Below are 11,536 nucleotides of genomic sequence, written 5' to 3'. Positions count from 1 at the left end.
TCTAGAGTCCAGGCCGATGCGCCTCCGTTCATGTCACTGCTCAAGCCGGAGGCTTGCGTCCCGTTGCGCAAGGCTCTATACCGACGCCCCGTTTCCGTTCTGTTCCTGCGTTCGATCCATTCAAACTGGCCTGGTCATTCCCGCACCGCATGTCGCTTTTCGATGCCTTGCCGCGTGGCCCTTCGTCGGGTGGCGCCCCCGTCCCCTTCGGTCAGGAGGACCTGACGCGCGTCTTCGAGGCCAAGACGCTGCAGCGGGGCCGCACGCTGATGATGACCGGCGCGGTGACGCTCGGGGCCCCCGGCAACGACCGGATCGAGGCGGAGGTCAGCGACCTCGGCCGCCGTCTGACGGTGACCGTGACTCCGGTTCAGGGCAAGCGCAGCGTGGTGCTCGACCGCACCTGTTCCTGTGGCCGCAATGCCTGTGCCCATATGGCCGCGGCGGCCATGCTGGCGCTGGAAAGCCGGCCGGAATGGCGTCGTGCCTCGCTGTTCGACGTCGCCGACGTGAAGGCGCCGCTGGCACCGCCACCGCCGCCATCGGTTCCCGCACCGGCCCCCGTTGCTTCGCCACCGCCACCGCCGGCCGTCGCTGCCCCGGTCGCGGCACCCCCGGCGCCGGCAACAGCCAAGCCCCCGCTCACCCTGGTCCGCCCGCCCGTCCCGCCGCCGATCCGCAGCGTGGCGCCCCCGCCTCCGCTCCCTGCGCCGAAGCCGGAGTCGGTGCGCAGCCTGCGCTGGACACTGGAGCCGGGGCAGGGCGACATTGCCTGCTACATCCTGGTGGAGGTCGTGGCGGAGGGGGCGGCCGACAGCAGCCCCGCCACCCCGCGCGACGTGCTGGCGATGGCGCCGCGCTCGCTTGACGGCGACGCTGACCGCGCCATCGCCCGGCTGCTCGGCGGCGGCGGGACCGAGCGCACCCCCGTCGCCAAGAGCCGGGGGGAAGCGGTGGACCGGTTGCTGCGCCGCCTGCTCTCCACCGGCCGCCTGCGCTGGCGCGACGGCACGCCGCTGCAGGAGGCGCCGGGCCGCACCGTCCGTACCTTCCGCGATCCCGCCACCCGCAAGCTGCGCCCGACCGGCCTTCCCGAGCGCAGCGTGCTGGTGAAGGGCCAATCCTATTGGTGTGTCGACAGCGCCACCGGCACCGTCTTCCCGGTCGATCTCCAGGTGGTGGAGGTGCCGAAGGCGAAGCCGGTGCCGCCCGCCCCGCCACCGCCGCCAGTGCCGTCGAAGGCCACCCCGTCGCGTCTGTTCGCTCCGTCGCGTGGCGGTGTCGCGTCGATGCCGCGCATCGCTCCGCCGCCGCCCTCCATCGCCATCCCCGGCGTGCGCAACGGGGCGGCCGACGCCGCCGCCATCCTCGACCGGTCTCCCCGCATCGTCGCGCGGCTCGGCCGCGTGGTGACGCCGGCCGACGGGTTGGTCGACGTGCTGCGCCTGTCCTTCGACTATGGCGAGGATGGCCGGGCGGTGGAGATCGAGCCGGACGACCAGCGCCAGTTCGCCCGCTACGAGGACGAGTTCGGCGACGTCACCTTCGTCCGCCGCGACAAGGCCGACGAGCAGGCGGCGCTCGACCGGTTGTCCCGCCTCGGTTTCGCCCAGGCGCGCATCGAGCCGCCGAAGGGCGCGTTGAATGCCCGCGGCTCCCGCGTCCATTGGCTGACCGGCCGCGATGTCGAGGAGCGCTGGCAGCATTTCCTGACCAACGAGGTCCCCGCCCTGACCAAGGCCGGCTGGATCGTCGAGGTCGGTGCCGATTTCGGCACCAGGGTGATCGAACCGGGCGCCGAGGTGGAAGTGGCGGTCCGCGATGCCGGAGACGGCTGGTTCGACCTGGATGTCGGCGTCGAGATCGACGGCGAGCGTCAGCCGCTGCTGCCAATCCTTGCCCGGCTGGTGGAGAAGGGTGGTCTGTCGAGCACCCGGATCATCGACGGCCGCGCCCACATCGTTCTCGACGACGGCAATGTCCTGGCCCTGCCGGCCGAGCGCATCGAGCGGCTGCTCAGCGTGCTGGAAGCGATGCTGGACAGCGGGCGCAGCAGCGGCGACCGGCTGAAGGTGCCGCTGGCCGAGGCCGATTCGCTGCTGGACATCGACGACCTGATCGCCCGCCGCGGCGACGGGGCGGCGCAGATCGACGGCTATCTCCAGCGCCTGCGCACCGACGAGATGCCTGGCGACATGACGCCGCCGCCGGGCTTCAAGGGCGAGCTGCGCGACTACCAGCGCGCCGGCCTCGCCTGGATGCAGAGCCTGCGCGCCAACAACGTCGCGGGCATCCTGGCCGACGACATGGGCCTCGGCAAGACCGCCCAGACGCTGGCCCATATCGCCATGGAGGAGCATGAGGGCCGGCTGACCGAGCCTTGTCTGGTGGTGGTGCCGACCAGCCTCGTGCCCAACTGGGTGGCGGAGGCGCAGCGCTTCACCCCGCATCTGCGCGTCGTCGTGCTGCACGGTGTCGACCGCCATGGCCGGCTGTCGGAGATCGACCGCGCCCACATCGTCGTCACCACCTATGGCGTGGTGGCGCGCGACCTCGACCTGTTGAAGCGGCTGACCTGGCACATGATCGTGCTGGACGAGGCGCAGGCGATCAAGAACCCCGACGGCAAGGCGACCCGCGCCGTTGCGGCGCTGCCGGCGCGGCACCGGCTTTGCCTGTCCGGCACGCCGGTGGAAAACAATCTCGGCGAGCTGTGGAGCCAGTTCGCCTTCCTGATGCCGGGCCTGCTGGGCGACCGCAAGGAGTTCGGCAAGCGCTACCGCGTGCCGATCGAGAAGCGCGGCGACAACACCCGCGCCAACCTGCTGATGCGCCGCATCCGCCCCTTCCTGCTCCGCCGCACCAAGGAGGCGGTGGCGAAGGAACTGCCGCCGAAGACCGAGGTGGTGGTGCGCATCGACCTGGAACGCGACCAGCGTGACCTCTACGAGACCATCCGCCTGTCGGTGAACGAGACGGTGCGCGCGGCGCTGGCCGCCAGCGGCAAGGGGTTGGGCCAGAACGCCATCGCGGTGATCGACGCGCTGTTGAAGCTGCGTCAGGTCTGCTGCGATCCGCGCTTGTTGAAATCCATCGCCGCTCTGGGTGGCAAGGTGCGGCCGAGCGCCAAGCTGGACGCCCTGACCGGGATGGTGAAGGAGATGGTGCCGGAAGGCCGGCGCATCCTGATCTTCTCGCAATTCACCACCATGCTCGACCTGATCAAGCTGGAGCTGGAGAAGGCAAGCATCCCCTATGTCGAGCTGACCGGCCGCACGCTGGACCGCGCCGAACCGGTGAACCGTTTCCAGAACCGTGAGGTTCCGGTTTTCCTGATCAGCCTGAAGGCCGGCGGCCGCGGCCTGAACCTGACCGCCGCCGACACGGTGATCCATTACGATCCGTGGTGGAACCCGGCCGCCGAGGATCAGGCGACCGACCGCGCCTATCGCATCGGCCAGGACAAGCCGGTCTTCGTCTACAAGCTGATCGCCGCCAACACGGTGGAGGAGCGCATCCTCGACCTTCAGCGCCGGAAGGGCAGCCTGTCCGCCGCCACCATCGAGGGCAAGGGGCTGGTCAGCGCGCTGGACGGCGGCGACATCGACTATCTGCTCGGCGACGGGGACGAGGAGTAGGGGGCGGTGTTCCCTCTCCCGCAGGTTTGCGTTCCCAAGACAAAATCCTACTAAAGAAAAAGACTTTAATCGGTTTCCTACAGAAATCCCTGTTGAAATCCTCTGCTACCTGTCGTCTCATCCTCTCTGCCTTGCAGGTTCCCCGTGTTGCCCGCAGGCCCGGCGCGTTAAGCTGCCCGCACTGCAAGAACCGAAGACGCACGGGAGGACAACAACCATGAGCGCCGCAGTTACCACCCACGATCCCAATGCCCCGCTGGTCCTGCGCGAGGACCGCGACGGGATTGCCACGCTGACGTTGAACCGGCCGAAGGCGCGCAACGCGCTGTCGGTCGGGCTGATGGCGGCGTTGCAGGACGCGCTGGACGCCATCGACGGGGATCGGAGCGTCCGCGCCGTGGTGCTGGCCGGAGCCGGCGGTGCCTTCTGCGCCGGGCACGACCTGAAGGAGATGCGCGCCGCCCCCTCGCGGGAGCTGTACGAGGCGCTGTTCACCCAATGCTCGCGCCTGATGCTGACGATCAACCGCATCCGCCAGCCGGTGATCGCCAAGGTGCGCGGCGTGGCGACCGCCGCCGGCTGCCAGCTGGTGGCGACCTGCGACCTGGCCTATTGCGAGGAGGACGCGCGCTTCGCCACGCCGGGCGTGAACATCGGGCTGTTCTGCTCGACGCCGATGGTGGCGCTGACCCGCGCGGTCGGGCGCAAGGCGGCGATGGAGATGCTGCTGCTCGGCGACCTGATCGACGCGGAGGAGGCGGAGCGCATCGGCCTCGTCAACCGTGCGGTGCCGGCCGACCAGTTGGACGAGGTGGTGGCCGGCGTTGCCGCCAAGATCGCCTCCAAGTCGCCGCTGACGCTGGCCACCGGCAAGGAGGCCTTCTACCGCCAGATCGAGCTGGACGCGGAAGGCGCCTATGCCTACGCCGCCAAGGTGATGACCGAGAACATGATGGCGCAGGACGCCGCCGAGGGCATCGACGCCTTCCTGGGCAAGCGCACGCCGGTCTGGTGCGGCCGATGAGCGAGCAAAAGATCACCGACCCGGCCGACTACACCGACGCCTTCCTGCGCGGCGTTCTGGAAGGGGTGAAGAGCATCGCCGTGGTCGGCGCCAGCGCCGACCCGGTGAAGGCCAGCTTCTTCGTCATGAAGTACCTGCGCGACAAGGGCTACACCGTCATCCCAGTCAACCCGAAGATGGCCGGCCAAACCATCCTCGGCCTGCCCGTCTACGCCAGCCTCAAGGATTTGCCGGAACCGCCGGACATGGTGGACATCTTCCGCAACTCCGCCGCCGCCGCCGGGGTGACGGACGAGGCCATCGCCATTGGGGCAAGGGTCGTGTGGATGCAACTCGGCGTCCGCAACGACGAGGCGGCGGCACGCGCCCAGGCCGCCGGCCTGACCGTGGTGATGGACCGCTGCCCGAAGATGGAAATCCAGCGCCTGTACGGCGAGATCGGCCGGATCGGGGTCAATTCCAACGTGCTGGTGTCGCGCCGCAGGGCGCCGACGAAATCCTTCAAGAAACTGATCTGAATAACTGGGGGAATCACACAGATGACTGAGCAGAAGAGCTTCGGCTTCGAGACCCGCGCCATCCATGCCGGCGCCTCCCGACCCGGCGACCGGTGCCCGCCAGACGCCGATCTACCAGACCACCAGCTTCGTCTTCGAGGATGTCGATGACGCCGCCTCGCTGTTCAACCTGCAGAAGGTTGGTTTCATCTATTCCCGCCTGACCAACCCAACGGTGGCGGTGCTGGAGGAGCGGCTCGCCAACCTGGAAGGCGGCGCCGGTGCCACCGCGACCTCGTCGGGCCATGCCGCCCAGCTGCTGGCCCTGTTCCCGCTGATGGCGCCGGGCGACCACATCGTCGCCTCGAAGAAGCTCTATGGCGGCTCGCTGAACCAGCTCGGCATCAGCTTCCCGCGTGCCTTCGGCTGGGAACCCACCTTCGTCGACACCGACGACGTGAACAATGTCAAGGCGGCGCTGACCGAGAAGACCAAGGCGATCTTCGTCGAGAGCCTCGCCAACCCCGGCGGCGTGGTCACCGACATCGAGGCCATCGCCAGGATCGCCGACGAGGCCGGCATCCCGCTGATCGTCGACAACACGCTGGCGACGCCCTACCTGATCAATCCGATCCAGTGGGGCGCCACGCTGGTGGTGCATTCGACCACCAAGTTCCTGTCCGGCAACGGCACCTCGGTCGGCGGCGTGGTGGTGGACAGCGGCAAGTTCGACTGGAGCAAGTCCGGTAAGTTCCCGGCGCTGAGCGAGCCCGATCCGGGCTATCACGGCCTTCGCTTCCACGAGACCTTCGGCCATCTCGCCTTCACCATCCACGGCCATGCCGTCGGCCTGCGCGACCTCGGGCCGAGCCAGGCGCCGATGAACGCCTTCCTGACGCTGAACGGCATCGAAACCCTGCCGCTGCGCATGCAGCGCCACGCTGACAGCGCGCTGACGGTGGCGAAGTTCCTGGAAGGCCATCCGGCGGTCAGCTGGGTCAGCTATGCCGGTCTGGACTCGTCGAAGTACAACGCGCTGGCGAAGAAGTACCTGCCGCGCGGCGCCGGTGCGGTTCTGACCTTCGGCGTCAAGGGGCGGCTTCGAGGCCGGGGTGAAGGTGGTGGAGAGCGTCGAGCTGTTCAGCCACCTCGCCAACATCGGCGATGCCCGCTCGCTGATCATCCACCCGTCCTCGACCACCCACCGCCAGCTGTCGGCGGAGGCCCAGGCCTCGGCCGGCGCCGGCCCCGACGTGATCCGCCTGTCCATCGGGCTGGAGACGCCGGAGGACATCATCGCCGACCTCGATCGGGCGCTGAACAAGACGCTTGCGTAAGCCTGCGAAACCGGCGGCGGGTTACTCCGCCGCCGGCAGAGGCTCCGCCACCGGTTCGGCCTTGCGGCGGTCGTCCGGCAGCAGCAGGGCGGCGGCGAAGGCCAGGGCGGCCAGCGCCGACAGGGTCAGGTAGAGCAGGGTGAAGTCGCCGGTGCGCTCATAGACCCAGGCCACCAGCTGCACCGCCAGCGGGCCTGCGCCGAAGGACAGGATGTATTTGGCGCCATAGGCAAGCCCGCGATGCTTGTCCGGGGTGTAGCGGGCCAGCAGCATGTTCTCCGCCGGGATCTGCGTCTGCGAGGCGATGACCACGAAGGCGGCGGCGGCGACCAGCGGCAACTCGGCCAGGACGGCCACCGCGGCCATCAGCGGAATCTGCGCCAACAGGCAAAGGACATAGACCCGCTTCAGCGAATGCCGGTCGGCCAGCACGCCGCCGATCATCTGCGGCAGGGCGGAAATCAGATAGACCGCCGTCACCAGCCCGCCGACTCCCAGCGTTCCGTTGCCGAGCCAGCCGCCCAGACGCGCCTCGAACAGCTTGGGCAGCACCACCTGCATGGCGTTGAAGATCAGCCCGGCACAGACCATGGTCAGCGACAGCACGAAGAAGGCGCGCACCACGTCGCCGCGCGACGGCTTGGGCTGCGGCTTCACGTCGGCATGGCGGTCCTGAACCACGCCGGTCATCATCAGCAGGGCCAGGACGACACCCAGCACGAGGCAGAGCGCGCCGGGAATGATGAAGGCCATGCGCCAGTTCAGCCATTGCGTCAGGCTGCCGGCGACCACCGCGGCGGTGGCGACGCCGAAGGTGCCGAACAGGCCGAGCCAGCCCATCGCCTTGCCGCGATTCTCGGCATTCGCCATCATCCAGGCCATGCCGACGGGGTGGTAGATCGACGCCCCCAGCCCGAGCAGGGCCAGTGACCACATCAGCATGGTCGGCCCATCGGACAGCCCGGCCAGAACCGCCCCGCCGCCGGTCATCAGGTAGAAGACGGCGATCATGCCGGCCGAACTCCAGCGGTCGCCCAGCCAGCCGGCCAGCGGCGCCCCCAGCCCGATCATGAAGGCGCCCAGCGTCCACAGCCGGATCAGCTCGTCATAGGACAGCTTCCATTCGGTCTCCAGCGCCAGCACGATGGTCAGGAACAGCGCCGAGACGATGTGCATCAGCGAATGCCCGACCCAGGCGAAGCCGACGGACAGCCGGGCGGAGGTCGGCGACGGCAGGGCGGCGCTGGCGGATGGATGGCTCATCGAACGTCTCCGGCCCCGGTTTTGTCCTCGCGGGGGAATGTTTCACGGATAAGCGAAATGCAAGGCTGGCACGGTGTGGTTGAACCGTCCAATGCGCCCGCCTCATGGCGGGCATGCCCGTCAACGACCGGGTCAGTCGTGGACGTTCCCGCGCATCTTCTTCACCTCCGACCGCTTGGCCTTGCCCTCCAGTCGACGCTCCTTGGAGCCCTTGGTCGGCTTGGTAGCGCGGCGGGGCGGTGGGGGTGGGGCGGCGGCTTCACGGATCAGGTCGATCAGCCGTTCGCGGGCATCCTCACGGTTGCGCATCTGCGAGCGGTGGCGGTCGGCCACCAGGATCAACACGCCGTCTTGGGTCAGGCGCGATCCGGCCAGTCGCTCCAGCCGATAGCGCACCGGGTCGGGCAGGTTGGGGGAGCGGCGCACGTCGAAGCGCAGCTGGACCGCCGTTTCCGTCTTGTTGACGTGCTGACCGCCGGGGCCGGAGGCGCGGACGAACTCCTCCTGCAGCTCGCTTTCGTCCAGGCTGATGCGGGGATTGACCCGGATCATGCGCCCCGCTCCGGAGGCGGTTCCGCCGGGGTCCGGGCGCGGAAGGCGCGGGCGAGTGCGGCGAAGCCGGCGACGTCGATTTCCTCCGCCCGCGCGGTCGGGGCGATGCCCGTCTCCTCCAGCAACGTTTCGGCGTTGCCAAGTGATTTAAGGCTTTGGCGCAGCATCTTGCGGCGCTGGCCGAAGGCGGCGGCGGTGACCTGTTCCAGGGCGCGCCAGTCGGCCGGTTCCGGATTGGACCGCGGGGTCAGGTGCACCACCGTCGATTCGACCTTCGGCGGCGGCGTGAAGGCGCGTGGCGGCAGGTTGAACAGCACGCGGGCATCGGACCGCCACTGAGTGATGACCGACAGCCGGCCATAGGCCTTGCTTCCCGGCTTCGCCACCAGCCGGTCGGCGACCTCCTTCTGGAACATCAGGGTCAGGCTGACATAGGCCTCGATCCGCGCCAGCCAGCCGAGCAGAAGCGGGGTGGCGACATTGTAGGGCAGGTTGGCGACGATGGCGCGCGGGGCGGGCGCCAGTTCCTCCGGATCGACGGTCAGGGCGTCGGCCTCGACAATGGACAGCCGGCCCTCCGAAGCCTCGATCACGTCCTGCAACGCCTCGATGAAGCGGCGGTCGCGTTCGATGGCGATGACCTTCACCGCGTTCGTAGCCAGCAGCGCCCGGGTCAACCCGCCGGGACCGGGACCGACCTCGATGGCGGTGGTGCCGGCCGGCAGATTGGCTGAGCGCGCGATCCGCCCCGTCAGATTCAGGTCGAGCAGGAAATTCTGCCCCAGCGACTTGCGCGCCTCCAGCCCGAAACGTGCGATCACGTCGCGTAGCGGCGGCAGGGCGTGCGGGTCGAAGGCGGCGGGCGCGGCGGTGACGGGAGCGGCGGGGGCGGAGATCGGGTCGGTCATTCTCGACTTATAGGCATCCCCCGCCCGCTTCACCAGACGGCAGTTTGCAACAGGGGCCTATTGGGAGATCACATCAGCCGGCGCAGCATCACCACGGCGAGCACGCCGGCCACCACCGCGACCACCATCGGCACGCGCCGGGCGATCAGGCAGACGAAGGCGGCGGCCAGCGCGTCGGACGGGCGCGACAGGGCGGCGGGCGCCACCAGGGCGACCAGAACCGCGCCCGGCGTGGCCTCCAGCGCGGCATTCGCCGCCGGACCCAGCCGCACCCGCGCGATCAGCCATGGTCCGCCAATCCGCGTCATCCAAGTCACCAGCGCCCCGCCCAGCACGATGGCGAAGACGCTCAAGTCCAGATGCAGCGACTCAAACATCGCGCGCCCTCCCTTGCCCCTTCGCCTGACATGCCGCGACCGCCCCGCCAGCCAGGGCGCCGGCCAGGATGTGCCAGGTTCCGCCGGACGACAGCGCATGGACGGCCAGCGCCGCCGCGGCGCTCGCCAGCCAGGGCGGCAGCGATCCAACGCCGCGCCAGAATCCGGCCAGCAGGCAGAGGAAGACGGCGATGAAGGTGAAATCCAGTCCCCAGGCGGTCGGGTCGGCGATCAGCGCGCCGGCGAGCGCCCCGGCCACCGTGCTGCCGAGCCATGCCAGATACAGCGTCGCCGCCACGCCATACCAGTAGGCCAGCGTCAGCTCCGGTCCGCGGCGCAGGGCCAGCGCCCATTGCTCGTCGGTCATGAAGAACAGCGCCAGCCCGGACCGCGCCCTGGACACGCCGCGGAAACGCGGCTCCAGCGTCGCCCCCATCAACAGGTGGCGCAGGTTGACCAGCAGGATGGCGCCGACCACCGCCAGCCCCGCGCCGGCCCCGCTTCCATTTTTGTCCAGCAGCTCGACCGCGACGAACTGGGAACTGCCGGCGAAGACAAGGGCGCTCATCAGCCCCATGTCGAGCGCCGACAGTCCAGCCTTGGCGGCAAGGCTGCCCAACAGGAAACCGAAGGGGATGGCGCCCGCCACGATGGGCAGGCAATGGACGACGCCCGCCGCGAACTCCTGCCGCGAGGATGCCGGAATGGCGGCGCTGCCGGTGCTTATTTGTGTGCTCATGGGTGGGGAAACTAGGCGGCTGCGGCGGGGCCGTCTTGGATGGGATTGCTGCCACGCCGGTATTGGCCGGGGGAAACGCCGACCCGTCCCTTGAACACCCGGTTGAAATGCGCCTGATCGTAGAAGCCGCAGGCCAGCGCCACATCGGCCAACGGTAGAGGGCCGGCAAGCAGCCGCTTGGCCTGGGCGACCCGACGGTCGGTCAGGTAGCCGTGCGGGGTCGTGCCCACCGCCGCCCGGAAGACGCGCAACAGGTGGAACCGGCTGAGTTCCGCCGCCTCCGCCAGATCTGCCAGCTCCACCGGGCTGTCGAGATGGGCGTCCAGATACTCCCGCGCGCGGCGGACCGCCGCCGGCTCCCGACCCGCGCCGCGTGGACGCGCCGACAGGTCGCCATGGCGCAGGGCCAGGGCGGTGAAGGCGCGCAGCGCGTCGGTCTCTGTGCGCAGCGGTTCGCGATACGGACCCTCCAGCCCAAGGTGCAGGCCGCGCAGGGCCTGGAACAGCTCCGGGTCGTCCAGTTCCATGGCGGAGAAATGGGGTGCCGTCGAACGGCCCAGCGCGTCGGCCATCGCCTGTTCGAGCAGGGCCACCGACGGGTAGAACATGCGGTAGGCATAGCCGTCCGCCGCCGGCCGGCCGTCGTGCAGAACCTCCGGGTCGAGCACCACCACCTGACCGGCCTGCGCCACCCGCTCGCTGCCGCGGCAGCGGTACAGCTCGGTCCCGGCGGTGATGACGCCGACCACATAGGTCTCGTGCGTATGCGGGGCGTAGCTGTGGCGCCGGAAGCGGGCGTTCAGGCACTCCATGCCGTCGAAACGTGCCTCCCGCCACAGCCGGGCGAACTCGCCGGTTGCGGCGGCTGTCCGGTTCAGTGAAGGATCTAGGGCTGATTGCTGGTCCATGCCGCAGTCTAACAGGCGGGCGCCCCGGTCGTCTTGGACAGGATTGCCGGGTCGGGATCGCGGATGTCCTATTCCACGCGCCGACCGACGGCATGCTTATCGCCGGCATGGTCGGGGAAGGGCAGTCCATGGCCCGGCTGGTGGCTGTCATGGACCAGGCAACCATCCGCGATCAAGGGCCACAGGTGGGATCGGAGGAACCGCTGATCCTGCCAGCGGTCGGCCTCCGCCGTGGCGAATCGGTCGATCAGCGGTTCCAGCGGCGGCAACAGGCCGGCGACACCGCCCCACAT

Annotated in this window: 10 protein-coding genes and 1 pseudogene; 4 read left to right on the top strand and 7 right to left on the bottom strand. The window is 69.3% G+C overall.

Annotation, left to right across the window (positions count from 1 at the left end):
- Positions 1-149: 149 nt before the first annotated feature.
- The 4 genes and pseudogenes from I71_RS08265 to I71_RS08250 all read left to right on the top strand — a co-directional run bounded on the left by I71_RS08265 (position 150) and on the right by I71_RS08250 (position 6,496).
- Positions 150-3,638 carry a DEAD/DEAH box helicase gene (locus I71_RS08265; RefSeq protein WP_042693728.1) on the top strand — a complete coding sequence of 1,163 codons (3,489 nt, stop codon included), beginning with the start codon at positions 150-152 and terminating at the stop codon, positions 3,636-3,638.
- Between the two features lie 217 nt (positions 3,639-3,855).
- Positions 3,856-4,662 (top strand): enoyl-CoA hydratase, encoded by an 807-nt coding sequence (locus tag I71_RS08260; protein WP_042693726.1) that lies wholly within the window; start codon positions 3,856-3,858, stop codon positions 4,660-4,662.
- Positions 4,659-5,180, top strand: coding sequence for a CoA-binding protein (locus I71_RS08255; RefSeq protein WP_085940692.1), 522 nt, complete (start codon positions 4,659-4,661; stop codon positions 5,178-5,180). The genes I71_RS08260 and I71_RS08255 overlap by 4 nt, the downstream gene beginning before the upstream one ends.
- 21 nt (positions 5,181-5,201) lie before the next feature.
- Positions 5,202-6,496: pseudogene (locus I71_RS08250) on the top strand (O-acetylhomoserine aminocarboxypropyltransferase).
- Positions 6,497-6,517: 21 nt separating this feature from the next.
- On the opposite strand, the gene I71_RS08245 reads toward I71_RS08250, so the two are convergent.
- The 7 genes from I71_RS08245 to I71_RS38185 form a co-directional block, all read right to left on the bottom strand.
- Entirely contained in the window at positions 6,518-7,759 is a 1,242-nt protein-coding gene (locus I71_RS08245) for an MFS transporter (RefSeq protein WP_042693724.1), read from the bottom strand.
- Positions 7,760-7,891: 132 nt separating this feature from the next.
- Positions 7,892-8,311: an alternative ribosome rescue aminoacyl-tRNA hydrolase ArfB gene (arfB, locus tag I71_RS08240; protein WP_042693722.1), complete on the bottom strand. Its 420-nt coding sequence runs from the start codon at positions 8,309-8,311 to the stop codon at positions 7,892-7,894.
- Complete coding sequence (gene rsmA / locus I71_RS08235; protein WP_042693719.1) at positions 8,308-9,219, bottom strand: 16S rRNA (adenine(1518)-N(6)/adenine(1519)-N(6))-dimethyltransferase RsmA; 912 nt, start codon at positions 9,217-9,219, stop codon at positions 8,308-8,310. Before rsmA ends, arfB begins: the two co-directional genes overlap by 4 nt.
- A gap of 68 nt (positions 9,220-9,287) precedes the next feature.
- A complete protein-coding gene (locus I71_RS08230) occupies positions 9,288-9,596 on the bottom strand; it encodes an AzlD family protein (RefSeq protein WP_042693717.1) in 309 nt (102 codons plus the stop codon).
- Positions 9,589-10,335 carry an AzlC family ABC transporter permease gene (locus tag I71_RS08225; protein WP_042693715.1) on the bottom strand — a complete coding sequence of 249 codons (747 nt, stop codon included), beginning with the start codon at positions 10,333-10,335 and terminating at the stop codon, positions 9,589-9,591. Before I71_RS08225 ends, I71_RS08230 begins: the two co-directional genes overlap by 8 nt.
- 11 nt (positions 10,336-10,346) lie before the next feature.
- Positions 10,347-11,243 carry an AraC family transcriptional regulator gene (locus tag I71_RS08220; RefSeq protein WP_042693713.1) on the bottom strand — a complete coding sequence of 299 codons (897 nt, stop codon included), beginning with the start codon at positions 11,241-11,243 and terminating at the stop codon, positions 10,347-10,349.
- A gap of 68 nt (positions 11,244-11,311) precedes the next feature.
- A partial coding sequence (locus I71_RS38185) for a hypothetical protein (protein WP_042693711.1) occupies positions 11,312-11,536 on the bottom strand: 225 nt, incomplete at its 5' end.

Origin of the sequence: Azospirillum sp. B506 (genome assembly GCF_000333595.1) — a bacterium.
Classification (GTDB): Bacteria; Pseudomonadota; Alphaproteobacteria; order Azospirillales; family Azospirillaceae; genus Azospirillum.
Note: the sequence above shows the minus strand (reverse complement) of the source record. Positions and strands in the feature narration are given on the sequence as shown.